This window comes from Labrenzia sp. THAF35 (assembly GCF_009363595.1).
Classification (GTDB): domain Bacteria; phylum Pseudomonadota; class Alphaproteobacteria; order Rhizobiales; family Stappiaceae; genus Roseibium; species Roseibium algicola.
In genome coordinates, this window is the sequence record NZ_CP045380.1 from 1,278,892 (window position 1) to 1,303,974 (window position 25,083).

Below are 25,083 nucleotides of genomic sequence, written 5' to 3' on the forward strand. Positions count from 1 at the left end.
CACACGTATAAGTCTCGGCGAACAAGTGCCGGTTTGCGCGGCCTGTGATAGTCTGGCCTAGGCCGGAGAAAGATCCCGAAAACCGAACCGGAAAAACCCGGACCCGAGGCTCTGCTGTCGGGTTTCGTGAGCGGTAGAGACTATGAACGAACTGGACCTGACATTCGATGTGGTGGTGATTGGTGGCGGTCATGCCGGCTGTGAAGCTGCGGCGGCATCGGCACGTGCTGGCGCCGCGACTGCTCTGGTCACCCATCGCTTCGATACAATCGGTGTGATGTCCTGTAACCCTGCCATCGGTGGTCTGGGGAAGGGGCACCTCGTTCGCGAGATCGATGCGCTTGATGGATTGATGGGGCGTGTTGTCGACAAGGGCGGGATCCAGTTCCGCATGCTTAACCGGCGCAAGGGACCAGCGGTGCGGGGTCCGCGTGCGCAGGCAGATCGCAAGCTCTACCGGGAAGCAATGCAGCGTGAGATTGCCGCTGTGAAAGGTCTGAGCGTCGTTGAAGGCGAAGCCCACAAGATCCGGTTTGCGGGTGACAGCGAGAAACGTTCTGTTTCGGGTATCGAACTTGCCGATGGCCGGGTGATCAACTGCCGCGCCATCGTGCTGACGAGCGGTACGTTTCTCCGAGGCCTCATTCATATCGGCGACAAGAAGATACCCGCGGGACGCTCCGGCGAAGCACCGGCACTCGGGCTGTCTGAATCACTGGAGGAAATCGGCTTCGATCTTGGGCGTCTCAAGACAGGTACGCCCGCACGGCTGGACGGCCGGACGATCCACTGGGACAGGCTGGAAGAGCAGCCAGGCGATGACGACCCGATTCCGTTTTCCACCCTGACAGACAGGATCGAGACACCTCAGATCCCGTGCCACATCACACGCACGACGCCAGAGACCCATCGCATCATTCGTGAGAACCTTTCTCGCTCTGCTATGTATTCAGGCGAGATCAAGGGGCGGGGGCCACGCTATTGTCCATCCATCGAAGACAAGATCGTTCGCTTCGGCGACAGGGACGGGCACCAGATTTTCCTGGAGCCGGAAGGACTGGACGATCACACCGTCTATCCGAACGGCATTTCTACATCGTTGCCGGAAGATGCGCAGATAGCGTTTCTGAAGACCATTCCGGGTCTGGAAGATGTGGTGGTGCTGCAGCCGGGTTACGCGATCGAATATGACCATGTCGACCCGCGCGAGCTGCGTCCGACACTGGAAGCCAAGCGGTGCTCGGGTCTTTACCTGGCCGGCCAGATCAACGGTACGACCGGGTATGAGGAAGCTGGGGCACAGGGTCTTGTGGCCGGGCTCAACGCCGCTCTGAAGGCTGCCGGCAAGGCGCCGTTCGTGGTTGACCGGTCCGAGGGATATATCGGTGTCATGATCGATGACCTGATCACCAGGGGCATCACCGAACCCTATCGGATGTTCACGTCGCGAGCAGAGTACCGGTTGTCCCTGCGGGCGGATAATGCCGACCAGCGCCTGACTCCTTTGGGTATCGCTATTGGGTGCGTATCCACCACACGTAGAGAAGCCTTTGAAGACAAGATGGCCAGGATCGCCACCGCGCGGGGACTTCTGACGAGACTGACCGTGACGCCTTCCGAAGCTCAGAAGAAGGGCCTGCCTGTAAACCAGGACGGCATTCGCCGGTCTGCCTTCGATCTGCTGTCCTATCCCAATGTCACCTTCGAGGGCCTGACGGACATCTGGCCCGAACTGAAGGATATTGATCCGGCGATCGCGGAGCAGGTTGCGACAGATGCGCTTTATGCCGTTTACCTCGATCGTCAGATGGCAGATATCGAAGCCTTGAAACGCGATGAAGCCTTGTCGATCCCGGATGGTTTCGACTACGAAGCGATCATTGGTCTTTCCAATGAAGTGCGCCAGAAACTGATCGACGTTCGCCCGGCCACTCTTGGCCAGGCTTCTCGCATGGATGGCATGACACCCGCCGCGCTCACGCTGATCCTGTCGCATCTGAAGCGCCAGAGCCAGAAAGGGGCTGCCTGATGGGCCGCCCGGTGATGTTGAATACCTCTGGACAGGTTGTGCATAAGTTTGGGGATGTTTCACGTGAAACGTTGGATAGACTCCAGATCTACGTCGACCTCGTTCTGAAATGGCAGCCTGCGCAAAACCTCATTGCACCGTCGACCATCCCGGATATCTGGACCCGTCACGTGGCGGATAGCCTGCAAACCCAATGGTGTAATCCGGAAGCAAGGACCTGGGTTGATATCGGCAGCGGCGGTGGGTTTCCCGGTGTGGTGACCGCAATCCTGCTCGCCGATGAGACGGGCGCGCATGTGCACATGATCGAGAGCAACCAGCGCAAGGTGGCATTTCTCAGAACGGCCTTGAGGGAGACAGGGTCCAAGGGGACAGTGCATCCTGGCCGGATCGAATCGGTTGCGAAAGATTGGAAGCATGGTCAGGTGGACGCTGTTTCTGCGCGCGCTTTGGCGTCGCTGGATCTGCTTTTTCAGCTTTCAGAGCCGTTTACAGCAGCCGGCGCAAAGGCTGTTTTCCACAAAGGTCAGGATTTTCAGCGAGAAGTTAACGAAGCTACTGCCCGTTGGCAGTTCGACATGATAGAAAAAGACAGTCTTGTTGATCCAATGAGCCGGATGCTTCTTTTCTCGAATATTTCAGCCCGGCCGGAGTAGCCAGGAAGGTGTTGTAGCAATGAGCATGCTTCCCGAAATGCCGCGCGTTCTCGCGCTAGCGAATCAGAAGGGTGGGGTGGGCAAAACCACGACCGCCATTAACCTCGGCACGGCGCTTGCGGCGATTGGCGAAAAAGTTCTGGTGATTGACCTCGACCCGCAGGGTAACGCTTCAACGGGTCTGGGTATCGAGCATCGTGACCGCGGTCTGTCGACGTATGAAGTTCTAAGCGGTGACTGCTCCCTTGCAGAGGCCGTTCGCGAAACGGCGGTGCAGCGTCTTTGGGTGGCGCCGTCCACAATGGATCTGCTGGGCCTCGAACTGGAAATCGCCTCCACGGGTGACCGGGCGTTCCGCCTGCGCAGTGCCATCGAGAACCTGACCCATTCGCGTCTGTTCCAGGAGATCGGCTTTACCTACGTGCTGGTCGACTGCCCGCCGTCACTGAACCTGCTGACGATCAATGCCTTGTCTGCGTCGCACTCCATCCTGGTGCCGCTGCAATGCGAGTTCTTCGCGCTTGAAGGTCTCAGCCAGCTGCTCAGCACGGTTGAGCAGGTAAAGAACGCGCTTAATCCTGAACTCAGCATCCATGGCATCGTTCTGACCATGTATGACAGCCGCAACAACCTCTCCAGCCAGGTGGTCGCCGATGTGCGCGAAACCATGGGTGATGCGGTTTACGAAACGATCATTCCGCGCAACGTTCGCATTTCGGAAGCTCCGTCCTATGGCAAGCCGGCGCTGCTTTACGATTTGAAATGCGCCGGCAGCCAGGCCTATCTGCGGCTTGCGTCTGAAATCATCCAGCGTGAGCGCGAACTGCGACGCGTCGCGGCATAAAGCCCGATCGATTCGGCTCCGTTTGGGCGAGCCCTGATGCATGGCGGCGAAGAGGCACAGTCGCTATGCTATATCCTATTGAAATATAAGAAGAAAAAGGTGCGGTATGGCGGAAAGAGACGTCAAAAACAAGCGTTTGGGCCGTGGTTTGGCGGCGCTGATCGGGGATTCGGCTCCCGAAGCGGCCGCACCGCCGGAAAAGATCATTCGCGACTCCCGCAGGGTGCCGATCGAACATCTGGAGCCCAACCCGCGCAACCCGCGCAAGACCTTTACCGAGAAAGACCTGGCGGATCTTTCCGAGTCCCTGAAGGCAAAAGGCATCGTCCAGCCGATCCTGGTACGTCCGGCAGCAGGGAAGGCCAATCGTTTCGAGATCATCGCCGGCGAGCGCCGCTGGCGGGCCGCACAGCGGGCCGGGCTGCATGAAGCACCAATCATCATTCGGGACGTGACCGATCAGGAAGCGCTTGAGCTCGCCATTATCGAGAACGTCCAGCGTGCCGATCTCAATCCGATCGAAGAAGCGATGGGCTATGAGCAACTTACCGCCGAGTTCAGCTACAGCCAGGGCGAACTCGCCAAGGTGATCGGCAAGAGCCGTAGCCACGTGGCCAACACCATGCGCCTGCTGAAACTGCCGAATTCGGTAAAGGACTATCTGCACGAAGGCCTGCTCACGGCCGGCCACGCCCGGGCGCTGATCACCATCGAGGACCCGAGCGCACTTGCCGATCTGATCGTCGAAAAAGGCCTCAGCGTCCGCGAGACCGAAAAGATCGCCCAGGACCCGGATGCTCTCGCCAAACTGATGGGCCAGAAGACCCCGACCGAGAAGGCCCCGAAGGACGCCGACACCAAGGCTCTGGAAAAGCGCCTCACCGACACGCTCGGTCTGAAAGTCACCGTCGGCCACAAGCCGGGCAAGGAATCGGGCGACCTGAAAATCAAGTACACGTCGCTGGAACAGCTCGACGAGATCTGCAAGAAGCTGGGCGTTGAGACGCGCTAAGATATTGAATTTATTTTAAATTTTACAGCCGGAGCGATTATTGCTCCGGCTTTTTTGTTTTGATTTTGCCAGCCTGTAATCCCAACATCCCTCATCCTGAGGACTGTCATCAGGCCCGATTCGCAGAATGGCCCACATGTCCCGGTGGTTGCCGCCCATCCTTCGAGACAGCGCTTGCGCGCTTCCTCAGGATGAGGGAGGCGTGTGAGCGAACGCCAAGAATGCAGGGAGACTCAGGGAGAGGAGAAGGTAACTCGTTAGCGCCGCTGTTGCCGCGCTCTGGCGGCTCTGCCGAGCTTCAGGAGAGCTTCGGAGAGGACGGGTACACCAAGGGCATCGTTGAGGCGGGAAATGCGTGTAGCCTCGCTCAAAATGTCCATGGCGCGTTCCAGATCCGTCAGGGACCAGATCCGCAGCTGCTGGGTGAATTTCGGCTTGCGGGAGAAGAAGATAGGCGGTCGCTGTCCATCGACGACGGCCTGGGCGTTTTTGCCCTGTTCGATATCGATTCGCATCCGGTGCAAATGTTGAAAATGCTTCAATGTCTGGTTGGCGATCACCGAGGCCTTGGAGCCGGCTTCCGCAAGCCGTTCCAGCCCGTGGTCCAGCAAGGCAAGGTCTCCCGATGCTGCAGCATCAATCAGCTCTGACATTTCGAAGGCGGATGCATCGCCGATGATAGCCTCGACATCCTCGCTGTCGATCTGGCCCTTGTTGAGGGTATAGAGGCAGAGTTTTTTCAGCTCACCGCGGCTGGCCATGCGATCACCGCCCAGCAGGCTGTGCAGTGCTGCCCGGGCTTCCCGGGTAACCGAAAGACCGGCCTCGCGGGTTTCCTCGTCGATCAACTGGTCGATGCCCCGGTCATTGTCGGCATAACAAGGCAGCGCAACGGCGCGTTTGTGCGGTTCGATCAGCTTTCTGAGGCCGACGCCCTTCTTGATGTCGCCGCCCTCAAGGACCACCAGCGTTTGCCAGTCGTCCAGCTTCAGAACGGGTTCGACTGCAGGATTGAGATTGCGGGAGGAAGCATCCTTCACCCAGACGATCCTGCGGCCACCAAAAAGCGGAACGGTCAGAACTTCGTCGATCAGCCGATTCGGATCCGAACCGAGATCAGATGCATCAAGCTTGACCAGATTGAACGGATCGCTTTCGCCTTCGGAGGCCTTGTTGACGAGGCGGGTGGCGCGTTCCGATACAAGTCCGGTATCCGGACCGAAGATCAGGACAACGCCGCCAGCCTCCGGGGGATTGGCGACGAAACGGTCAATCTCCGCGGCTTTGAGGACGGTCACGGCCGTTTGCCTCCGGGGTCAGTGTTACGACTGGCTGGCGAAATAGCCGGCAATCCGGGCTGCGATGTCGTCAGCAACTGCCTTGGCAACACGTTCCTGCGCATCACGATAGGCACGGGTGTTGGCAAAACGCTGGTTGGAGAAGTCGTAGGAAGCGGATTTGAACGCCCGGCCGGTCATCAGGGTCTCGTCGGTCGCCAGATCGCTCAGGACGAAGGTCGAGTTCATCGTGGTCGTGTAGGCGGAAGGCACGTCGGAGAACTGTTCAACACCGACTTCCGAGCTGCCGATGTCCATCAATACCTTGAGACGATATTTCTTGGCACCAGAGCCTGCCCCACGTTCGAACCGGTAGGTCAGCTCATTGTAGAGAACACGCGATGCATCGTCGTTGGCGTACTGGCTGGAGATGGATTCCAGGTCGATCGCCGCGAGTTCCGCCGCTACGGGAGAGGGCTGGGAACCGAAGTCGCCCGTGCTGCTGCCGTAAAGCGGGCGGACCTGACATCCGCCCAGAGCCATGGCAGCTGCCAGTCCGGCGCAAAGGGCAGCGCGCCGCAACGCGCCGCTGCTCTGGAAGAGGTTGTTAAACAACGACATTCACGATCCTTTGCGGTACCACGATAATCTTCTTCGGCGCCTTGCCTTCAAGAGCCTTCTTGACTGCGTCGAGGGCTAAGGTAGCCGCTTCGACCTCGTCTTTGGAAGCCTCTTTTGCAATCGTCAGTTCACCGCGTTTCTTTCCGTTGATCTGGATCGGGTAGGTAACGGTGTCGTCGGACAGCAGGGCCTCGTCGGCCTGCGGCCAGCTTGCTTCCGAAATCAGATTGTCGTGGCCGAGTGCAGACCAGCATTCTTCTGCCAGGTGCGGCATCATCGGAGCCATCATCTGCACGAGGTAGTCGGCTGCTTCACGTACGGCATATTCGGTGCCGGCATCGGCGTCGCCTTCGTTGAAGACCTTGCTGATGGTGTTGACCAGCTCATAGAGGCGGGCCACGGCCCGGTTGAAGCCGAGGCCTTCCAGATCGGCGGAAACGGCCGCCAGGGTCTTGTGGCTGGCCCGGCGCAGATCAAGCGCCTTGCCGTCGACTTCCGGTGCCTTGCCGCCACGAGGTTCGATTTTCTCGGCAATGTCGCCAATCAGGCGCCAGACGCGCTGGACAAAACGCCAGGCACCTTGCACGCCGTCCTCGGTCCAGATCACGTCCCGCTCCGGCGGGCTGTCGGACAGCATGAACCAGCGGGCAGTATCGGCGCCGTAGGTGTCGATGATGTCGGTCGGATCGACAGTGTTCTTCTTCGACTTCGACATCTTCTCGATGGAGCCGATGGCCACATCCTCACCGGTTTCGACAAGAACCGCGCGGCGCTTGCCGTCGGCATCCTCGATACGGATCTCGGACGGGGCAATCCAGCGCCCGTTCGCACCTTCGCCGACGCGATAGGTCTCGTGGGTGACCATGCCCTGTGTAAACAGGCCCTTGAACGGCTCCTTCAGATCAAGCGCACCGACCTTCTGCATCGCCCGCGTGAAGAAACGGGAATAGAGCAGGTGCAGGATGGCATGCTCGATACCGCCGATATACTGGTCCACCGGCAGCCAGCCGTTGGCGGCTTCCGGGTCGGTCGGCTGATCGCAGTCCGGCGCCGTGAAGCGGGCGAAGTACCAGGAACTGTCCACGAAGGTGTCCATGGTGTCGGATTCGCGGCGGGCAGGCTTGCCGCATTTCGGGCAGGACGTGTTGCGCCAGGTCGGGTGTCGGTCGAGCGGATTGCCGGGCTTGTCGAAGTTGATGTCGTCCGGCAGCTGGACCGGCAGGTTCTCGTCCTTCTCCGGTACCACACCGCAATCGTCGCAATGAATGACCGGGATCGGGCAGCCCCAGTAGCGCTGACGCGAAATGCCCCAGTCGCGCAGGCGGTAATTCACCTGGCGTTCTGCCTGGGATGCGCCGTCGACGGTGATCTCTTCCAGCTTCTTCGCCACTGCTTCCTTGGCGTCCGGAATGGAAAGGCCGTTCAGGAAGTCGGAGTTGAAGATGGTGCCATCGTCGGTGAAAGCCTCGTCGGCTACATCAAAGGTTGCCGGATCGGCATCCTTCGGCAGCACGACGGGCGTGACAGGCAGGCCGTATTTGCGGGCGAAGTCCAGGTCGCGCTGGTCATGCGCCGGGCAGGCAAAGATGGCGCCGGTGCCATAGTCCATCAGGATGAAGTTGGCGACATATACCGGCAGCTCGATGGAGGCATCCAGCGGGTGCTTGACGCGCAGACCAGTGTCGAGGCCTTTTTTCTCTGCCTTTTCAATTGCTTCTTCGGATGTACCGACCCGGCGGCACTCTTCGATGAAGGCTTTCAGCTCCGGATTGCTTTCCGCCAGCTTGGTCGAGATCGGATGATCCGGCGACAGGCCCATGAAGGACGCACCGAACAGCGTGTCCGGACGGGTGGTGAAGATTTCCAGCGTCTTGTCGCCGGTGGGCGCAGCCTCGGTGAACTCGAAGCGCACACGCAGGCCTTCGGAGCGGCCGATCCAGTTCTTCTGCATCAGGCGCACCTTGTCCGGCCAGCGGTCGAGCGTGTCGATCGCCTCCAGCAGGTCTTCCGAGTAATCGGAAATCTTGAAGAACCATTGGGTCAACTCGCGCTGCTCAACCAGAGCGCCGGAGCGCCAGCCGCGACCGTCGATCACCTGTTCGTTGGCCAGAACCGTCATGTCGACCGGGTCCCAGTTGACCTTGGCGTTCTTGCGGTAGACGAGGCCGGCCTCCAGGAACTTCAGGAACAGCCGCTGCTGCTGCGTGTAATAGGCGACGTCGCAAGTCGCGAATTCCCGGCTCCAGTCCAGCGACAGGCCCATGATCTTGAGCTGGTCGCGCATGGTGGCGATGTTTTCGTAGGTCCAGTCCTTGGGATGAACCTTGTTCTGCATGGCCGCGTTTTCCGCCGGCATGCCGAAAGCGTCCCAGCCCATCGGGTGCAGGACGTTGAAGCCCTTGGCGCGCTTGTAACGGGCAACAACATCGCCCATGGCGTAGTTGCGCACATGGCCCATGTGGATGCGGCCGGACGGATAGGGGAACATTTCAAGGACATAGTATTTGTCGCGGGGATCGTCGTTGTGGGTGACGAAGACGTCCTTGTCGTTCCAGACCTTTTGCCAGCGCGCTTCGACTTCGCGCGCATTGTACCGTTCCGTTGCCATCAAATGTGCCGTTTGTTCTTGCCGCCGGATCCGGCGGATTTCCTGAAAGATTGACTGCCGGACTGTCACCAGAAATCGCGTCCGGGGTCAACATGTGAGAAGAGATTGATCTTGCAGATGCCTGTTTATTTCGCAACGCCGCATTCGTAAAGCTATCGGATGGCCGCTTCCGGCGTTGTTTCGGGATCAGGCGGGCTTGAAGCTTCCCAGATTTCCAACAGGCGCCGCCCGTCCGGGTGTTTCCTGCTGAACATGGGATACATGGGCACTTCCAGGAAGGTGGGGGAGTGAACGAGCAGGCTTGCTTCGTCACCCAGGAACACGGCCTTCCGGATCATGCCGACTTCCGTGCTCTCCATATAGACATCGGCCCGTTCGTGCAGAAGCATCGACCAGGCAAGCTGTTCCGTCGACACATATTCAACAGTGACACCGGCAGCCTCCAGCATGTCTTCATACCAGTAGTTTCTGACCGCAACCACGGAGAGCCCTTCCTTGCGAAGATCATCGAAGCTCAGTGGCCCGATGCCGTCCGGAAACCGGTCTTTCTTGTAAAAATGTACGTAGGTTGCCAGTCCGACGGGTCGTTCGGGAAAATAGAATTCCTCGCTTCGTTCATCCGTGTAGGACCAGGAAAAGGTTGCGGCGTAAGTCCCGTTCCTGACCATCTGGTACGATCGCTGCCAGGGCAGAAAGTCGAATTTCGCCTGATGCCCGGCTTGTTCGATTACCCGCCTGACGATCTGGGTGTGGCTTCCGAAGCCCGGTGACTTCGCGCCAATAAAAGGCGGCCATTCGCCAACCGCGAACGTGAAGGTTTCACTCCGCGATGCAGGAACGTACAGAAAGCAGAACAACATCAGTATGCAGATAAATGAACCGAGTTGCCTCACACCGGGCCCTCCATCTTCATTTGATGCAAGCGGCGAGACACTATCGGCAAACCTCTAGGAAAAGGTGAACCTGATTGAATACCTGGCGTGAAAATTCACCGGCTGTGCAGTCACGCCAGGTTGCTTGGGTCTTTGCAAAGACCACTTGAGATCGAGGGGCGACCGGGCCTATGAGAAGGAACGCGCGATCCGGCAGAGCACCTGACAATTTGAAGGACCAACTGATGACCTCCGCAGCAGACCGACTGGCAAACGTCCAGGCAGATATCAGAAGTGCCGAAGCCGAGTTCGGCAGGCCGGAAGGGTCGGTAACGTTGATTGCGGTTTCCAAGACCTTCGAAGCGGACGAGATCCGCCCGGTGCTTGAGGCAGGTCAGCAGGTTTTCGGCGAAAACAGGGTGCAGGAAGCCATGCACAAGTGGCCGGGGCTTCGCGAGGACTTTGATGGCATCGAATTGCATCTGATCGGTCCGCTGCAATCCAACAAGGCCAAGGAAGCGGTCGCGACCTTTGATGTCGTCCATACGGTTGACCGGCCGAAAATCGCAAGGGCACTGAAAGCCGAGATGGAAAAGCAGGGCAGGGATCTGCCGTGTTTCATTCAGGTAAACACGGGTGAAGAGCCCCAGAAGGCAGGCATCGCACCGAAGGATGTCGATGCCTTCGTGAAAGAGTGCAAGGAAGATGTCGGGCTCAACATTGTCGGCCTGATGTGCATTCCGCCGGTCGACGAAGCACCGGGCGAACATTTCGCGCTTCTGGAAAAAATCGCCGCCCGCAATGGTCTTGAGCAGCTTTCCATGGGCATGTCTTCCGACTATCCGGTCGCGGTCGGCTTTGGGGCCACGCATGTGCGTGTCGGATCCGCCATCTTCGGCTCGCGCGACTACACCTGATCAAAGCCTGCCGTTTCACGGAACGGCAATCAGGCCGGTATTGGCATTGCTTCGGTTTGCAGGACTGGTCGCGAACCGAAGCATGGATAGCCATTTCAACCAGTTTGTTTCGAATTTATAAATAAAATCAAATAGATATTCAGACTGGTTTTTCCAGCAAAAGCCCCAGAACTGCCCAAAATCGTTAAAAATGACGGTAGTTTGACCGACCTGTGGCTGATCCCTATGGCGGAACACAACATTGCCGCGAAGGTTTCAAAGAGCTGCCCTTTGCCGGTCGCGATCGGCCCGCAGTGTTTGTCTCGTTCCGGTTCGACGGGTCGCAGGGGCCTGGCGAACGGACGGAACGACAGGTGAGCCCAAAGCCGAATGGCACACGGGACACCTGACAAGACCCAAACCATTGGAGGTCATATCATGTCCAAACGTCTTACTGCTGCTCTTCTGATCGGTGCCTTTACCGCGTCTTCCGCAGCTCTTGCCCAGGGCATGTCGTTCGAGGCGGTGGATCTCGATCAGGACGGTTATGTCAGCTTCGAGGAAATCGCGGCAGCCGTCCCGACCCTTTCCGAAGATGCATTCAACGCGGCTGACAGCAATCAGGACAGCCTTCTGGATCCGGAAGAGTTCTCCTCCGTCCAGCCGTAATCGGGCTTCGGGCAATCAAACCCCCCGTCGGCTGCGTCAGCAGCCAGATTGCCCGAACAAGACCACCGTCGGTAAGGTCACGCCGGCGGTGGTTTTCCGTTTTGAAGGGGACTTTCGAACTTTACTCGAACAATTGAGCCAATCCGGTCGGGCCAGGCTTCAGTCCAGCCAGAAATCCGGTGTCAGGAGCAGGATACCTGCCAGGATTTCCAGTCGACCGAGGATCATCTGAACCGCCAGAAACCATTTGGCGAGATCCGGCAGGGACTGGAACGTACCGGACGGACCAATGGTATCGCCAACGCCGGGACCAACATTCGCAAGGGCTGTGATGGAGGCGCTGAGCGCCGTCTCGAGATCAAGACCGAGCATCATGTAGACCAGCGAGAACGCCGCAAAAGCGCCTGCATAAAGAACGGCGAAGACAAGCACACCTTCCAGAACCGGATTTGACACGGCCCGGCCCTGGTATTTCGGCTCGACCACCCGGTGTGGCCGGATCATCCGTCGGAACAGGCCCTGGATGTAACTGCCCAGAATTGCGATCCGGAACATCTTGAAGCCTCCGGACGTGGATCCGCTGCAGCCGCCGAAGAACGTCAGCACGAAGAAAATCGCGATCACGGGCGGACCGAACTGCAGGTAGTCGTTGGCGGCATAGCCGGTGGTGGTGATAACCGAAACCACGTTGAAGACCGCGAATGTGAACATCTGGAACGGCGTGTCATGTCCGATGAACCGCTCGAACAGGAACACGCTGATCGAAGCTGCGGCGACAATGGCAAGCAGCAGCATGATCTGGACGTCTTTTACCCAATGCCGTCGCTCGATACTCCGGATCAGATAGAGGAACGGCACGGCGGATCCCAGCATGAACACCGAGGCGACCCAGTAAACGGCGAGGCCGTCGAATTGGCCGAAGGACTGGTCGGACGTGGAGAAGCCTCCTGTCGAGACGGTGGTCATGGAATGGATCACCGCTTCGAAAAAGGTCATTCCACACAGCAGGTAGAGCGTGGCGCAGGCAATCGACAGTCCGGCATAAAGGGCCAGCAGCCGGTAGACGAATGGGCCGACATGACCATAGGGCTTGCTGGTATTTTCAGACGATTCCAGCGCGAAGAGCTGGCTGCCACCAACGCGCAAACCCGGCAGAAGCCAGATCCCGATGGCAACCACGCCAATGCCGCCAACCCATTGCAGCAGCGCCCGCCACAGCAAAATGCCCGGCGGCAGAGTGTCGAGACCCGTCAGGATTGTCGAACCGGTTGTGGTCAGGCCGGAGGCGGTCTCGAAGAAGGCGTCTGTGAAGCTGATGCCGAGGCCGCTGAAGTAGAAGGGTACGGCACCGGCGAAGGAGAAGGTGAACCAGGCGGCGTTGACGAACAGGATCGCTTCGCGAAAGTGGCTCGGCGGCTGTTCTCCCTGGAAAGCCATGGTCATGAGCAAGCCCGCGGTTCCAAGAACCAGGGCCGATACCAGAAAGACCTGCCAGTCCGAGTTTCTGGAGAACACATCCGCGATACCCGGAACGATCATCAGAACTGAAATCAGGATGAGCAATCGTCCGATTGGCAAAGCAATGGCGCGATAATTCATAGACTGGACGTCCGCAACGGTCGGCTGTCAGGACAGCAGGCGTGTGTGTCAAAAGACTGTCGTTATCTGCCTGTGCACCGCAAAAAGCAAGGCCAACGGAATTTGAGCCTGCCAATCGCCTGGAATGACCGGCAGGCTGGTTGGTCTGCGGGCGATCGGCAAAACTGCTTCTAAAACACACCTATACGCCAGTTCATGTTGACCGGACCGGGAGGCTTTGCCAGAGTGATTTCATAAATTTGGGAGGAAAACATGAAAGTACTTTCCTGGGCGCTTGGCGCGGCAATGGCGCTTGGCCTGGCAGCCGGTTCGGCACAAGCAGCAGACACAACCTTGCGCATTTCGCTGCAATTGCCTCTGACGAGCCACCTCGGCCAGAATCTGCAGCTCTTCAAGGAAGAAGTAGAGAAAAACTCCAACGGCGACATTGCCGTGGAGATCTACGATTCCGCTCAGCTCTACAAGGACAACGAAGTTCCGGCAGCCGTCGGCAGCGGCTCCATTGAAATGGGCGTTGCGTCGCTGACGCGTTATGTCGGCGACATTCCTGCCGTCGACGTCTTCTATCAGCCGTTCCTGTTCGACACGGAAGAAAAGGTTCGTGCGGCCGTAGCCAAGGGATCTCCCGTGCGCGGACCGCTGGATGAGGCAATCGCGGAAACCGGTTCCACCGTTCTGTGGTGGCAGGCTTATGGCGGCTCCATCATGCTGTCCAATGGCGGACCGCTGAAAACCCCGGAAGATCTGAAAGGCAAGAAGGTTCGCGTCTTCGGCAAGACGCTTGGCGATTTTGTCACGGTTGCCGGCGGTGCGCCGACGCTGATTTCCGGTTCCGAACAGTATCTGGCCTACCAGCGCGGCACCGTGGACATCGGCATGACCGGCGTTTCCGGAGTGAAATCCCGCAAGCTCTGGGAAGTCATGGACACGATCACCGTGACCAACAATGCGGATATCGAGTTCATCGTCGTGGTGAACACCGATTTCTGGAACGGCCTGCCGGATGAGCACAAGAAGATCATCGAGGCTGCTGCCCTCAAGGCGGAAGCCGATGTGCGGGATCGGATGTCCCAGATCGAAGCTGAAGCTTACGAGATTTCGGAGCAGAACGGCATGACCATCTACACGCCGACCGCAGAAGAAATGACCGCCTGGAAAAGCGTAAGCCAGCCGGTCTACGACAACTTCGTCGAAAAAGCGGGCCCCCTCGGCAAGCAGGTTCTCGAAGCCGCTCAGAAATTCTGACGGTCCGCGGATCCTGAACGACGGAAGCGGCCGCGGCGATGCTGGCCGCTTCCAGTCACGGATGCCGGAGTTCCGGTGTCTTTTCGCGGCCGGGTTTCACCGGCCGTCTTTTCCCGGCCTTGCCGATTGCTCGATCGACAGATGGTTTCATGAAAGCCTTCTATTTTCTTCTTCAGGCCTTTGCCTGGATCGCCGCGCTGCTGTTCGTCGCCGTGGGCTGCATGCTCACCTATGAAGTTCTGGCCCGGTATCTTTTCGTTGCACCGACCATCTGGGCGTCGGAGTTGTCTCAGCTGTGCCTGATCTGGGGCACCATGCTTGCCATGCCATGGCTGTTGAAAGCCGGTCGGCACATTGCGGTTGATGCGCTGACAGACCAGCTAAGCCCGGGCTGGCGCCGCGCCTGCCATGTGGTTGCCATGGGCTTTGTTGCGGTGTTCAGCATCCTGGTCGCCTGGAAGGGTGGCGGGATCTTCTACGATTCCTTCGAGCGAGGCCGCACCTCGGGCTCCATGCTGGACCTTCCCATGTGGATCTCCGAACTGTCCGTTCCGGTCGGGTTTGCGCTTCTGTTCGTGCAGGCCCTCATTGAGCTGGGCCAAAAGCCCAAGTCGGGCGATCATGAAGCGGTGGTGATGGAATGACGACGGTTCTCATTCTCGCTTCGCTGTTCACCTTGTTGCTGATCCGCGTGCCGGTGGCGTTCGCGCTGGGCGGTCTCGGCCTTGGAATGCTCATTCTCGGTGGTTTCTCGCCGCTGATGGCGCCCCAAGCGATCCTGTCGACGCTGGATGGCTTCATTCTTCTGGCGGTACCGCTGTTCCTGCTGATGTCCAACATCCTGCTGAAAGGCGGGGTCGGGCGGGATCTCTTTGCCGCCGTTCATGCCTGGGTCGGTCACTGGCCGGGTGGACTGGCCGTCGCGACCATCCTGTCCTGCGCCATTTTCGCAGCCATTTCCGGATCGTCGGTGGCAACGGCCGCCACCATCGGAACAGTTGCGATCCCGGAAATGATCCAGCGCGGCTACGAGCGGAAATTCGTCTACGGCCTGCTTGCCGCAGGTGGCACGCTCGGCATTCTGATCCCGCCGTCGATCCCGATGATCGTCTATGGCTTCGTTACCGAACAATCGGTGATCGCGCTGTTCCTGGCAGGTGTTGGCCCGGGCCTTATGCTTGTGGTGTTCTTCATCGTTTTTTCCATGGTCTATGCCCGCTGGTTCGGCGGCTACACGCCGGAGCCGGCGTCAAGCTGGGACGAGCGCATGCGGGCAACTGTGCGGGCATTTCCCTCGATCCTGTTGGCGCTTGTTGTTATCGGCGCCATCTACAGCGGCGCGGCGACACCGACGGAAGCTGCAGCTATCGGCTTTGCCGTGGCGCTTCTGATTACCGGGCCCATCCTGCGTACGCTTACCTGGCAGGGTCTGAAGGAAGCGGCGTTCGATGCCATGGTGACGACCGTTGCCATCGTCTTGATCATTGCCGGGGCCAAGGTGTTCGGCAAGGCGATCACGCTTTACCGGATTCCGCAGGATATCTCGGTCTTCATCGGCCAGACCATCGATACGCCGCTCGCATTCATCATCGTGGTCTCGATCGTGCTTCTGATCATGGGGCTGGTGTTCGAGGCGCTGTCCATGGTGTTGATCATGACGCCCGTACTGCTGCCGGCAGCCATGGCATTGGGCTTCGATCCGATCTGGTTCGGCGTCTACATGGTCGTCATGGTGGAATGCGCCCTGATCACACCGCCGGTCGGGCTCAATCTCTATGTCATCCAATCGGTCGCGCGATCGAAGCTGTCCGACGTCTCCCGTGGCGTGCTGCCGTTCCTGGTGATCATGTTGATTTCGGTCGCGATCCTGTATGTCTGGACCGATCTCGCGCTCTATCTGCCATTCAAGTTCTGAGGTTTTTGTCATGCCGTCACCGGCAGCTACCCTTCGCGCGCTGCTGGAGCAGCCGAAACTTCACGTCATGCCTTGCTGTTATGATGCCTTGTCCGCCAAGCTGATCGAGCAGGCAGGGTTCGATCTCACCTTCATGTCCGGCTTTGCCGCCTCCGCATCGCGGATCGGGCAGCCGGATCTGGGGCTGATGTCCTATGGCGAAGTGCTCGATCAGGCGCGTAACATCACCGATGCGGTCCGGATTCCGCTGCTGGCGGATGGCGACACAGGTTACGGAAATGCCATGAACGTGCGCCGGACCGTGACCGGCATGGCCAAGGCAGGCGCTGCGGCGGTGATGATCGAGGACCAGGTGGCTCCGAAACGCTGCGGTCACACGCCTGGCAAGGCGGTCGTTTCCCGCGAGGAAGCCTTTGACCGGATCCGGGCGGCGCAGGATGCCAAGGAGGCAGGGGCCGATATCCTGATCCTTGCCCGGACCGATGCCCGTCATGAGCACGGCCTTGCCGAGGCAATTGCCCGGGCGGCAAAGTTCAAGGAACTCGGCGCTGATATCCTGTTTGTCGAGGCGCCCAAGACGGTTGCCGAAATGCAGGAAATCTGCCGGGAACTGCCGGGTCCGAAGATGGCCAACATCGTGGAAGGCGGCGAAACTCCCGACCTCTCGCATGAAGAGCTTCGGGACATCGGTTACGCCATTGCCGCCTATCCGCTGACCCTGATGGCCAGCGCCATGAAGGCAATGGTGGCGACGCTGCGGCAGCTGAAGAGCGACCAGGATCGAAAACCGGATCTCATGGACTTCAAGGAGCTGCGGGACCGGATCGGCTTCAACGACTATTATGAGGTTTCGGCGAAATACGAGACGTCCAAGCGGGATTGATGCCGCCGGACTGTCCGGAACCCGGTCGCTCTGCCGAACTGCAAAATACGCCAACCCGTGCTACTCGGCGTTGGATTTATTGCAGATGGAATGTTAGACCCTGCGCGACTCAGAAGCTGTAACGGAAATCTTGAATGCAGGGCGAAAGACGCCGAAGACCTTCGCTGTCGCTGCCGATCCTGCGGACATCGCGCGACCAGCACCGGGACGGCACACTGACGCTCGGCAATTTGCTGTTGGCGCTGGGCGAGACGTCGTTCGGCTGGGCGATCGTGCTGTTTTCCCTGCTGACGCTTCTGCCGTTGCCTCCCGGCTCCTCGCTCGTCACCGGTCTGCCGGTGCTCGTCACCACGTTCCAGATGGTGCTCGGTTTTCCGCACGTGAAACTGCCCAGGCCGCTTGCGCGCCTGTCGCTCAATCACAACAAGCTGCGGCGAACGATGGTGCGCCTGCGTCCCGTCACAATGCGGCTGGAGCGCGTGCTGGCCCACCGGTACGAAGGTCTGTTTGCACGAAAACATGAGCGCTTGCTCGGGCTTGCGTTGTTCGTCATTGCTTTCACGTTGTTTCTGCCAGTGCCGCTCAGCGGCTGGTTTCCGGCGGTCGCGCTGTTCATCGCCGGCGTCGGCATTGTCGAGCGCGACGGTCTGGTCGTCATCTTCGGTCTGCTACTGGGTCTGGCCGCGGTGCTCCTCACCATCGCCATCCTGACGTCGATTGCGATCAGCACCCAAGCGTTCATGGCCTGAACCGAAAACCAGGTGTCCGATAAGGCGAAACGGCATGGATCCCGTGGTCAAGCCACGGGATGACGGGGTAGAGACAGAAATCCGGATCAAGAAAACGGGAATCTCCGCCGCTTCCTTGACTCTTGCCCGGGTTTCGGGCATATCCCCGCGAACTCCATATGAGTGATTGAAATTTCGATCCGCCGACCGGGACCCGCAAAGGTGTAAAGAGTTCCCGGAGGTTAACATCCGACAGCGCGTTGCGCCCTCGGGTGTCAAACTGCTTTGCGCGGATTGATCCGGTTGGAAATGACCGGCGGTTGCCCATATGGTTCGGGAGACTTCCCGAAACCGAGACTATTCAAGGACTACTGATGTTTGAAAGCCTGTCCGATCGATTAAGCGGTATTTTCGACAAGCTCACCGGCCGCGGTGCGCTGTCGGAAAACGACGTCAACGAGGCGCTGCGCGAAATCCGCCGCGCGCTGATCGAGGCCGACGTTGCGCTGCCGATCGTACGTTCCTTCACCGACAAGGTGCGCAATCGCGCCGTCGGTGCCGAGGTGGTCAAGTCCGTGACCCCGGGCCAGATGGTCGTGAAGATCGTTCATGACCAGCTGGTCGAGATGCTCGGTGAAGAAGCTCATCCGATCGACCTGAACGCTCCGGCACCGGTGGCGATCATGATGGTCGGTCTGCAGGGCTCCGGTAAAACCACCACCACGGCCAAGATTGCCCGTCGCCTGACCCAGCGCGACAAGCGCAAGGTGCTGATGGCATCGCTCGACACCCGCCGTCCGGCTGCCCAGGAGCAGCTGAAGGTTCTGGGTGAGCAGAACGACATCGACACGCTGCCGATCGTTGCCGGCCAGGGCCCGGTCGAAATCGCCAAGCGGGCCATGTCCGCCGCCAAGCTCGGCGGTTATGACGTGGTCATGCTCGACACCGCCGGCCGTATTCACATCGACGAGCCGCTGATGGTTGAAATGGCAGAGGTGAAAGCCGCTGCCCAGCCGCATGAAATCCTGCTGGTGGCGGATAGCCTGACCGGTCAGGACGCCGTCAACCTGGCGCAGAGTTTCGATGAGCGCGTCGGCATCACCGGTATCGCCCTGACCCGTATGGACGGCGACGGCCGCGGCGGTGCGGCGCTCTCCATGCAGGCGGTTACCGGCAAGCCGGTCAAGCTGATCGGTACCGGCGAAAAATCAGACGCACTTGAAGACTTCCACCCGCGCCGGATCGCAGACCGCATCCTCGGCATGGGCGACATCGTCTCGCTGGTGGAAAAGGCTGCAGAAGCCATCGACGCGGAACAGGCCGCGAAAATGGCGAAGAAGATGCAGAAGGGTCACTTCGACCTGGAAGATCTCGCCGAGCAGCTGCGCCAGATGGAAAAGCTGGGCGGCATGTCCGGCATGATGGGAATGTTGCCGGGCATCGGCAAGATGAAGAAGCAGATCGAGGCTTCGAACATCGACGACAAGATGTTCAAGCGTCAGGTCGCCATCATCGAATCGATGACACCGGCCGAGCGTCAGAAGCCCGAACTGCTCAAGGCCAGCCGCAAGAAGCGTATTGCAGCCGGGTCGGGCATGGATGTGGCCGACGTCAACAAGCTTCTGAAAATGCACCGCCAGATGGCGGACATGATGAAGAAGATGGGCAAGGGCAAAGGCATGCTGGGCAAGCTGATGGGCGGCCTTGGCGGCGGCGGAATGCCGGATGTCGATCCCAAGCAGCTTGAGGAAATGGCCAAGTCCGGCCAGTTGCCGGGTGGCATGGAAATGCCGAAAGGCCTGCCCGGCGGGTTGGGCGGCGGTCTGCCGCCAGGCATGGGCATGCCGGGTCTTCCAGGCCTTGGCGGTCCGAAACTCCCCGGGTTTCCGGGTATGGGCAAGGGCAAGAAACGATGAGCGAAGCGGAGAACAAGCTGGGTGAAAGCCCCGCCTTGAGCGAACTGAAGGCTCTTCGGGCGTCCATCGACAACATTGATGCGGCTCTTGTTCACATGCTCGCCGAACGGTTCAAGTGCACCCAGAAAGTGGGTGTGCTGAAAGCCACCAACGACCTGCCGCCGGCTGATCCGGCGCGGGAGAAAATTCAGATCGAACGGCTGCGCCAGCTTGCGGGCGACGCCAATCTCGATCCTGACTTTGCCGAGAAATTCCTGAACTTCATCGTCAAGGAAGTGATCCGGCACCACGAAGCCATTGCCGCTGAAGCCGGCAACTGAACAAACTGGAGACATAAAAATGGCTACGAAAATTCGCCTGGCACGTGGCGGTTCCAAGAAGCGCCCGTATTACCGCATCGTTGTTGCTGACATCCGCTCCCCGCGCGATGGCCGTTTCATCGAAAAGGTCGGTTCCTACGACCCGATGCTGCCGAAGGATTCCGAAAACCGCGTGACCCTGAACGTCGAGCGTATTCAGCATTGGCTGGACAGCGGCGCAAAGCCGACCGACCGCGTTCACCGTTTCCTGGATGCTGCCGGCCTCTTGAAGCGTGAGCCGCGCAACAACCCGAAGAAAGCCGAGCTGGGCGCAAAGGCGAAGGAACGCGTTGAAGCCAAGCGTCAGGCTGAAGAAGAAGCAGCTGCTGCTGCCGCTGAAGCTGCTGCCGCTCCGGCAGAAGAAGCAGCTGCCGAATAAGCAGATGCGCCAAGCCGCACGGGAAGACATTGGCCAGGGAGCCTTTTGAGATGACGTCCAAGGACGATCAGAAGGTACTGATGGCCAAGATCGGTGCGGCGCATGGCATTCGCGGGGAAGTGCGGGTCAAACCTTACGGCGATGACCCGCTTTCCTTTGCCGACTACGGCATTCTGACCACCCGGAACGGCAAACGTTCCTTCGAGGTGGAACGGGCGCGGGTGCAGAAGACGGTGGTGATCACCAAGTTCAAGGGGATCGCGGACCGCAACCAGGCGGAAGAGTTGAACGGTGTCGATCTCTTTATCGACCGTGACCAGCTGCCCGAACCTGAAGAAGACGAATTCTATTATTCCGACCTGACCGGCCTCGATGTGCTCGACCAGACTGGCGAGACACTCGGGAAGATCATTGCGGTGCAGGATTTCGGAGCCGGCGATCTGCTGGAAGTCCGGCCAAAACGCGGCCGCAGCTTCTATGTTCCGTTCACGAAGGAATTCGTGCCCGAGATCGACCTGGAGAACGGCCGGGTCAGCGCTTCACTGCCGGAGGATTACTTCTCCGAAGGAGCTCCTGAGCCTTCGGAAGACGAGCCGGACAGGTAACGCGTTGGCACGGGCTGCAAGCCCATCTTGCGTAGGTTGAGCTCTTCGCGCTCCTCCGCGGGAACGTCCTGGCGGACAGCCTGGCGAACCTCGGAACGCTTCAGCGCAATCAGTGCGACGACCAATGCAACCCCGATCCCGTTGGCAAAGGCATCCTGCAACGACATTTCGTGGTGGGGAATGAAGCCCTGCACCACTTCACCCGCGAGACCCATGCCGAAGGCGACGACGGCGGAAATGCGCAGCCGACAGCAGAACAGCGCATGGATCGACAGGGTCAGAAGGGCGAAAAAGCCGATATGGATGACCTTGTCATAGGGGTGGCCGACGCCGGTGTTGAACACAAGGCCGGCCAGCACGCCGAAGGTCATCAAGGCGAACAGGGGCAGCACGCGGCTCAGGGAAATGTCGAGATAGTGGCGGTCGACATGCACCTGAATGAAACGGGGAAGCTTGAAACGCAGGACTGGAAATTTTGCCACGGCAATAAACCCGATTGAAACGCTCTTGCCACTTTATACTGCGAGCCTTAATCAGAGCTTTCTTTCCGGCGGCTACCCTGAAGAATTCGACAGGTTTTTAGGAAAGCGGTAAACGGCTCGTTAACCAATGAGCGGTTTTGGACCCGGGCATACCGGCCAATCAGCAGAACTGACAGGCGTAATGACGTTCAAGGCAACCATTCTGACGCTCTACCCGGACATGTTTCCAGGGCCCCTGGGCCACAGCCTTTCGGGCCGGGCGCTGGACAAGGGGCTTTGGCAGCTGGAAACCAGCCAGATCCGCGACTTTGCGACGGACAAGCACCGCTCCGTTGACGATACGCCGGCCGGTGGCGGTGCCGGTATGGTGCTCAGGGCCGATATCCTGGCCAGGGCCATTGATGCGGCGGCCCCCGCTGACGACCCGCGCCCGCGGCTCCTGATGAGCCCGCGCGGGGCGCCCTTTACCCAGGACCGTGCGCATGAACTTGCCGAAGGCCCTGGCGCAGTCATCGTCTGCGGCCGGTTCGAGGGGGTCGACCAGCGGGTGATCGACGCGCGCGGTCTGGAGGAAGTCTCCGTCGGCGACTACATCCTGTCCGGCGGCGAAATCGGCGCGCTGACCATGCTGGACGCTGTTGTCCGGCTCATCCCTGGCGTCATGGGCAACATGGACAGTGCGGAAACCGAAAGTTTCGAAGGTGGCCTGCTGGAACACCCGCAATACACGCGGCCGGCCGAGTTCGAAGGCCTGACCATTCCCGAGGTTCTGACCTCGGGCAATCACCGGAAGATCCACGAATGGCGCATGGCCGAAGCCGAGCGCCTGACACGCGAGCGGCGGCCGGATCTCTGGGATGCCTATATGGCGGATGAAGACGACGTGGATTGAAGAATCCGCATGACAGTGGCGCAAATTTCCTGTATACGCGCGCCGAAGCTGGGTGAAGTTGTGTCTTTTCCTTGGAAAGACCTGCGTCCTGAACCGGACCAAAAGGACCGGAAAATCAGGAAAGTCCAGCCGACAAGCAACATGGCCCAAAGTCGGTGAACCCGTTTCCGGCCAAAACCGGAAAACGCTCTGACCGCTTTGTAATTCAAAAGGGAAATATGCCATGAACATCATCGAGCAGCTCAATGCTGAGGAAATGGCGAAAATCGAAGAGCAGCGCAAGCTGCCGGAATTTTCTCCTGGTGATACCGTTCGCGTCAACGTGAAGGTCACCGAAGGTACGCGTACCCGTACCCAGGCTTACGAAGGCGTCTGCATCGCCCGTTCCGGCGGCGGCATCAACGAGAGCTTCACGGTTCGCAAGATTTCTTACGGTGAAGGCGTCGAGCGCGTTTTCCCGGTCTACTCCCCGATGCTGGAAGGCGTTGAAGTGGTTCGCCGCGGTAAGGTCCGTCGCGCGAAGCTCTACTACCTGCGCGACCGTCGCGGCAAGTCTGCCCGTATCGTCGAAAACACCAATGCTCGTTCCAAGCGCCTCAACGAAGAAGTGCGTGCGGAAGTGGCTGCTGCCAAGGCAGCTGCTGCAGAAGCCAAGGCCGCTGCCAAGGAAGCTGCAGAGAACGCAGCCGAATAAGCCGGCCCGGCAAAACGTTTCGAAAAGGCGGTCCTTCGGGCCGCCTTTTTTGCATTTGCGCCAAACCCCGGCGCAGTCCGATGCAAATCCGGGGTTTTGCGCCCCGTTCTTCCTGCGCCGGTCAATCTGAGTTGAATTCAGCTCAACTCGGAACGCTTGACCTTCAGGCGGCGCTGCGTCATTCACTAGCTACGATAAACGAGGATAGACCCTTGCGGCTGGACGCGCCGCGACGGGCATCACCGGGCATTTCGCAAACTTTAGACCGTTTGACCGTTTGCTCGGATGGACCGAGGAGAGACCCATGGCCAAGGCACGGACGCTTTACGACAAGATCTGGGACGACCACGTGGTCGACATGCAGCCGGACGGAACCGGGCTGCTCTACATCGATCGCCACCTGGTGCATGAAGTTACCAGCCCGCAGGCATTCGAAGGCCTGCGCATGGCCGGCCGCCAGGTGCGCCAGCCGGAGAAGACGCTTGCCGTGGTCGACCACAACGTTCCGACCACCGACCGCCGTCACGGCATCGATGATCCGGAATCGGCCCTGCAGGTCGACACATTGGCCAAGAACGCGGCGGAATTCGGCATCGAATATTATTCCGAACTCGACATGCGTCAGGGCGTCGTTCACATCGTGGGTCCCGAGCAAGGCTTCACCCTGCCCGGCATGACCATTGTGTGCGGCGACAGCCACACCTCCACCCATGGCGCTTTCGGCTCCCTCGCCCACGGTATCGGCACATCCGAAGTGGAACACGTTCTGGCCACCCAGACGCTGATCCAGAAGAAAGCCAAGAACATGCTGGTGAAGGTCGACGGCAAGATCCCTGCTGGCGTCACCGCGAAAGACATCGTTCTGGCCATCATCGGCAAGATCGGCACCGCAGGCGGCACCGGCTACGTGATCGAGTATGCCGGCGAAGCAATCCGTGCCCTGTCGATGGAAGGCCGCATGACGGTCTGCAACATGTCCATCGAGGCTGGTGCACGTGCAGGCCTGATTGCACCGGACGAAATCACCTACAAGTACATCGAAGGCCGCCCCAAGGCGCCCAAGGGCGAAGCCTGGGACATGGCTCTCGGCTACTGGAAGACCCTGCATTCGGATGCGGACGCCTATTTCGACAAGGTCATCGAACTGGACGCCGCCAACCTGCCGCCGATCGTTTCCTGGGGCTCGTCTCCGGAAGACGTCATCTCGGTGGAAGGTGTCGTGCCGGATCCGGCCGAAATCGCTGATGAAAACCGCCGCGAGTCCAAGAAGCGCGCCCTGGAATACATGGGCCTGCAGCCGGGCACCAAGATCACCGACATCAAGATCGACCGCGCCTTCATCGGTTCGTGCACCAACGGCCGCATTGAAGACCTGCGTGCTGCGGCGGCCGTCATCGGCAATCACAAGGTGGCAGCAGGCGTCAGCGCCATGGTTGTCCCGGGGTCTGGTCTGGTGAAGGAACAGGCCGAGGAAGAAGGTCTGGACATCATCTTCAAGGAAGCAGGCTTTGAATGGCGTGAGCCGGGCTGCTCCATGTGCCTTGCCATGAATGCGGACAAGCTGAAGCCGGGCGAGCGCTGTGCGTCGACGTCCAACCGCAACTTCGAAGGCCGTCAGGGCCACAAGGGCCGGACTCATCTGGTTTCGCCGGCCATGGCGGCAGCGGCGGCAATCGCCGGCCATTTTGTCGATATCCGCGAGTGGACGACGAATTGATTCGACCGCATTTCGGTTCGTGAGAAAGGGCGCCGCAAGGCGCCCTTTTTGCTTCTCCCCGTAAAACAGGCACAATGACGCAGGGGATTTTGCTTTTGCGTAAATAATTCATGTAGTTAAGAAAAATCCTTTGCCGGGTCTGATCTGGCGACAACTGCACTCAGAAATGATTTTCCCGGGCTTCA

24 protein-coding genes are annotated in these 25,083 nt (G+C 59.4%); 18 read left to right on the top strand and 6 right to left on the bottom strand.

From position 1 onward, the window contains the following. The first annotated feature begins 142 nt into the window (after positions 1 to 142). The 4 genes from mnmG to FIU93_RS05890 all read left to right on the top strand — a co-directional run bounded on the left by mnmG (position 143) and on the right by FIU93_RS05890 (position 4,541). Positions 143 to 2,029: a tRNA uridine-5-carboxymethylaminomethyl(34) synthesis enzyme MnmG gene (gene mnmG, locus FIU93_RS05875; protein ID WP_152505062.1), complete on the top strand. Its 1,887-nt coding sequence runs from the start codon at positions 143 to 145 to the stop codon at positions 2,027 to 2,029. A 14-nt stretch (positions 2,030 to 2,043) separates the two neighbouring features. Beyond that, the gene (gene rsmG, locus FIU93_RS05880) at positions 2,044 to 2,685 is read left to right on the top strand and encodes a 16S rRNA (guanine(527)-N(7))-methyltransferase RsmG (protein ID WP_152507510.1); all 642 of its coding nucleotides are present in this window, start codon (positions 2,044 to 2,046) and stop codon (positions 2,683 to 2,685) included. 19 nt (positions 2,686 to 2,704) lie between these two features. Continuing rightward, complete coding sequence (locus tag FIU93_RS05885; RefSeq protein WP_023002468.1) at positions 2,705 to 3,529, top strand: ParA family protein; 825 nt, start codon at positions 2,705 to 2,707, stop codon at positions 3,527 to 3,529. Between the two features lie 106 nt (positions 3,530 to 3,635). After that, entirely contained in the window at positions 3,636 to 4,541 is a 906-nt protein-coding gene (locus tag FIU93_RS05890; RefSeq protein ID WP_055660242.1) for a ParB/RepB/Spo0J family partition protein, read from the top strand. A 257-nt stretch (positions 4,542 to 4,798) separates the two neighbouring features. Here FIU93_RS05890 and holA read toward each other — a convergent pair whose 3' ends face one another. From holA to FIU93_RS05910, 4 genes are all read right to left on the bottom strand, one after another. Next, positions 4,799 to 5,839 carry a DNA polymerase III subunit delta gene (holA, locus tag FIU93_RS05895; protein WP_152505063.1) on the bottom strand — a complete coding sequence of 347 codons (1,041 nt, stop codon included), beginning with the start codon at positions 5,837 to 5,839 and terminating at the stop codon, positions 4,799 to 4,801. Positions 5,840 to 5,863: 24 nt separating this feature from the next. Continuing rightward, a complete protein-coding gene (locus tag FIU93_RS05900; RefSeq protein ID WP_031269989.1) occupies positions 5,864 to 6,439 on the bottom strand; it encodes a hypothetical protein in 576 nt (191 codons plus the stop codon). Continuing rightward, positions 6,426 to 9,047: a leucine--tRNA ligase gene (gene leuS / locus FIU93_RS05905; RefSeq protein WP_152505064.1), complete on the bottom strand. Its 2,622-nt coding sequence runs from the start codon at positions 9,045 to 9,047 to the stop codon at positions 6,426 to 6,428. The genes FIU93_RS05900 and leuS overlap by 14 nt, the downstream gene beginning before the upstream one ends. A 152-nt stretch (positions 9,048 to 9,199) precedes the next feature. Then, on the bottom strand, positions 9,200 to 9,907 hold the full coding sequence (locus FIU93_RS05910; protein WP_152505065.1) for a transporter substrate-binding domain-containing protein: 708 nt from the start codon (positions 9,905 to 9,907) through the stop codon (positions 9,200 to 9,202). Between the two features lie 257 nt (positions 9,908 to 10,164). Between FIU93_RS05910 and FIU93_RS05915 the strand changes: the two genes are divergently transcribed. Both FIU93_RS05915 and FIU93_RS05920 read left to right on the top strand, forming a co-directional pair. Beyond that, positions 10,165 to 10,836 (top strand): YggS family pyridoxal phosphate-dependent enzyme, encoded by a 672-nt coding sequence (locus tag FIU93_RS05915; protein ID WP_055660236.1) that lies wholly within the window; start codon positions 10,165 to 10,167, stop codon positions 10,834 to 10,836. Between the two features lie 417 nt (positions 10,837 to 11,253). Further along, the gene (locus tag FIU93_RS05920) at positions 11,254 to 11,484 is read left to right on the top strand and encodes a hypothetical protein (RefSeq protein ID WP_023002475.1); all 231 of its coding nucleotides are present in this window, start codon (positions 11,254 to 11,256) and stop codon (positions 11,482 to 11,484) included. A 159-nt stretch (positions 11,485 to 11,643) separates the two neighbouring features. Here the strand turns inward: FIU93_RS05920 and FIU93_RS05925 are convergent, their stop codons facing one another. After that, positions 11,644 to 13,083, bottom strand: a complete 1,440-nt coding sequence (locus FIU93_RS05925; protein WP_055660233.1) for a TrkH family potassium uptake protein — start codon at positions 13,081 to 13,083, stop codon at positions 11,644 to 11,646. 252 nt (positions 13,084 to 13,335) lie between these two features. Here FIU93_RS05925 and dctP point away from each other — a divergent pair, with 252 nt between their 5' ends. The 9 genes from dctP to rimM all read left to right on the top strand — a co-directional run bounded on the left by dctP (position 13,336) and on the right by rimM (position 21,113). Beyond that, positions 13,336 to 14,328 carry a TRAP transporter substrate-binding protein DctP gene (gene dctP / locus FIU93_RS05930; protein WP_023002477.1) on the top strand — a complete coding sequence of 331 codons (993 nt, stop codon included), beginning with the start codon at positions 13,336 to 13,338 and terminating at the stop codon, positions 14,326 to 14,328. 149 nt (positions 14,329 to 14,477) lie between these two features. Further along, entirely contained in the window at positions 14,478 to 14,972 is a 495-nt protein-coding gene (locus FIU93_RS05935) for a TRAP transporter small permease (protein ID WP_023014458.1), read from the top strand. After that, entirely contained in the window at positions 14,969 to 16,243 is a 1,275-nt protein-coding gene (locus FIU93_RS05940) for a TRAP transporter large permease (protein WP_023002479.1), read from the top strand. Before FIU93_RS05935 ends, FIU93_RS05940 begins: the two co-directional genes overlap by 4 nt. Before the next feature lie 10 nt (positions 16,244 to 16,253). Next, positions 16,254 to 17,126: an isocitrate lyase/PEP mutase family protein gene (locus FIU93_RS05945; RefSeq protein ID WP_152505066.1), complete on the top strand. Its 873-nt coding sequence runs from the start codon at positions 16,254 to 16,256 to the stop codon at positions 17,124 to 17,126. A gap of 134 nt (positions 17,127 to 17,260) precedes the next feature. Next, positions 17,261 to 17,875 carry an exopolysaccharide biosynthesis protein gene (locus FIU93_RS05950; RefSeq protein ID WP_023002481.1) on the top strand — a complete coding sequence of 205 codons (615 nt, stop codon included), beginning with the start codon at positions 17,261 to 17,263 and terminating at the stop codon, positions 17,873 to 17,875. A gap of 353 nt (positions 17,876 to 18,228) precedes the next feature. Next, complete coding sequence (ffh, locus tag FIU93_RS05955) at positions 18,229 to 19,770, top strand: signal recognition particle protein (protein ID WP_023002482.1); 1,542 nt, start codon at positions 18,229 to 18,231, stop codon at positions 19,768 to 19,770. Continuing rightward, the gene (locus FIU93_RS05960) at positions 19,767 to 20,090 is read left to right on the top strand and encodes a chorismate mutase (protein ID WP_055660229.1); all 324 of its coding nucleotides are present in this window, start codon (positions 19,767 to 19,769) and stop codon (positions 20,088 to 20,090) included. The genes ffh and FIU93_RS05960 overlap by 4 nt, the downstream gene beginning before the upstream one ends. Positions 20,091 to 20,109: 19 nt before the next feature. Then, positions 20,110 to 20,508 carry a 30S ribosomal protein S16 gene (gene rpsP / locus FIU93_RS05965; RefSeq protein WP_023014459.1) on the top strand — a complete coding sequence of 133 codons (399 nt, stop codon included), beginning with the start codon at positions 20,110 to 20,112 and terminating at the stop codon, positions 20,506 to 20,508. Between the two features lie 50 nt (positions 20,509 to 20,558). Then, the gene (gene rimM, locus FIU93_RS05970; protein ID WP_152505067.1) at positions 20,559 to 21,113 is read left to right on the top strand and encodes a ribosome maturation factor RimM; all 555 of its coding nucleotides are present in this window, start codon (positions 20,559 to 20,561) and stop codon (positions 21,111 to 21,113) included. Here the strand turns inward: rimM and FIU93_RS05975 are convergent. Continuing rightward, complete coding sequence (locus tag FIU93_RS05975) at positions 21,062 to 21,595, bottom strand: antibiotic resistance protein VanZ (protein WP_075282740.1); 534 nt, start codon at positions 21,593 to 21,595, stop codon at positions 21,062 to 21,064. The two genes, rimM and FIU93_RS05975, sit on opposite strands and share 52 nt — an antisense overlap. A gap of 181 nt (positions 21,596 to 21,776) precedes the next feature. Here FIU93_RS05975 and trmD point away from each other — a divergent pair, with 181 nt between their 5' ends. The 3 genes from trmD (at position 21,777) to leuC (ending at position 24,898) form a co-directional block, all read left to right on the top strand. After that, on the top strand, positions 21,777 to 22,487 hold the full coding sequence (gene trmD, locus FIU93_RS05980; protein WP_062491229.1) for a tRNA (guanosine(37)-N1)-methyltransferase TrmD: 711 nt from the start codon (positions 21,777 to 21,779) through the stop codon (positions 22,485 to 22,487). Positions 22,488 to 22,710: 223 nt separating this feature from the next. Further along, positions 22,711 to 23,181, top strand: coding sequence for a 50S ribosomal protein L19 (gene rplS, locus FIU93_RS05985; protein WP_023002488.1), 471 nt, complete (start codon positions 22,711 to 22,713; stop codon positions 23,179 to 23,181). A gap of 304 nt (positions 23,182 to 23,485) precedes the next feature. After that, a complete protein-coding gene (leuC, locus tag FIU93_RS05990; protein ID WP_152505068.1) occupies positions 23,486 to 24,898 on the top strand; it encodes a 3-isopropylmalate dehydratase large subunit in 1,413 nt (470 codons plus the stop codon). Positions 24,899 to 25,083 lie beyond the last annotated feature (185 nt).

Bases quoted from the DNA above. Each gene is read 5' to 3' on its own strand.
- FIU93_RS05900 (WP_031269989.1), bottom strand. From the start codon at position 6,439: ATGTCGTTGTTTAACAACCTCTTCCAGAGCAGCGGCGCGTTGCGGCGC.
- FIU93_RS05885 (WP_023002468.1), top strand. From the start codon at position 2,705: ATGAGCATGCTTCCCGAAATGCCGCGCGTTCTCGCGCTAGCGAATCAG.
- FIU93_RS05910 (WP_152505065.1), bottom strand. From the start codon at position 9,907: ATGTTGTTCTGCTTTCTGTACGTTCCTGCATCGCGGAGTGAAACCTTC.
- FIU93_RS05945 (WP_152505066.1), top strand. From the start codon at position 16,254: ATGCCGTCACCGGCAGCTACCCTTCGCGCGCTGCTGGAGCAGCCGAAA.
- FIU93_RS05950 (WP_023002481.1), top strand. From the start codon at position 17,261: ATGCAGGGCGAAAGACGCCGAAGACCTTCGCTGTCGCTGCCGATCCTG.
- leuC (WP_152505068.1), top strand. From the start codon at position 23,486: ATGGCCAAGGCACGGACGCTTTACGACAAGATCTGGGACGACCACGTG.
- FIU93_RS05890 (WP_055660242.1), top strand. From the start codon at position 3,636: ATGGCGGAAAGAGACGTCAAAAACAAGCGTTTGGGCCGTGGTTTGGCG.
- FIU93_RS05935 (WP_023014458.1), top strand. From the start codon at position 14,478: ATGAAAGCCTTCTATTTTCTTCTTCAGGCCTTTGCCTGGATCGCCGCG.
- FIU93_RS05920 (WP_023002475.1), top strand. From the start codon at position 11,254: ATGTCCAAACGTCTTACTGCTGCTCTTCTGATCGGTGCCTTTACCGCG.
- trmD (WP_062491229.1), top strand. From the start codon at position 21,777: ATGACGTTCAAGGCAACCATTCTGACGCTCTACCCGGACATGTTTCCA.
- dctP (WP_023002477.1), top strand. From the start codon at position 13,336: ATGAAAGTACTTTCCTGGGCGCTTGGCGCGGCAATGGCGCTTGGCCTG.
- FIU93_RS05960 (WP_055660229.1), top strand. From the start codon at position 19,767: ATGAGCGAAGCGGAGAACAAGCTGGGTGAAAGCCCCGCCTTGAGCGAA.
- rimM (WP_152505067.1), top strand. From the start codon at position 20,559: ATGACGTCCAAGGACGATCAGAAGGTACTGATGGCCAAGATCGGTGCG.
- ffh (WP_023002482.1), top strand. From the start codon at position 18,229: ATGTTTGAAAGCCTGTCCGATCGATTAAGCGGTATTTTCGACAAGCTC.
- FIU93_RS05940 (WP_023002479.1), top strand. From the start codon at position 14,969: ATGACGACGGTTCTCATTCTCGCTTCGCTGTTCACCTTGTTGCTGATC.
- FIU93_RS05925 (WP_055660233.1), bottom strand. From the start codon at position 13,083: ATGAATTATCGCGCCATTGCTTTGCCAATCGGACGATTGCTCATCCTG.
- rplS (WP_023002488.1), top strand. From the start codon at position 22,711: ATGAACATCATCGAGCAGCTCAATGCTGAGGAAATGGCGAAAATCGAA.
- leuS (WP_152505064.1), bottom strand. From the start codon at position 9,047: ATGGCAACGGAACGGTACAATGCGCGCGAAGTCGAAGCGCGCTGGCAA.
- FIU93_RS05915 (WP_055660236.1), top strand. From the start codon at position 10,165: ATGACCTCCGCAGCAGACCGACTGGCAAACGTCCAGGCAGATATCAGA.
- rpsP (WP_023014459.1), top strand. From the start codon at position 20,110: ATGGCTACGAAAATTCGCCTGGCACGTGGCGGTTCCAAGAAGCGCCCG.
- mnmG (WP_152505062.1), top strand. From the start codon at position 143: ATGAACGAACTGGACCTGACATTCGATGTGGTGGTGATTGGTGGCGGT.
- rsmG (WP_152507510.1), top strand. From the start codon at position 2,044: ATGTTGAATACCTCTGGACAGGTTGTGCATAAGTTTGGGGATGTTTCA.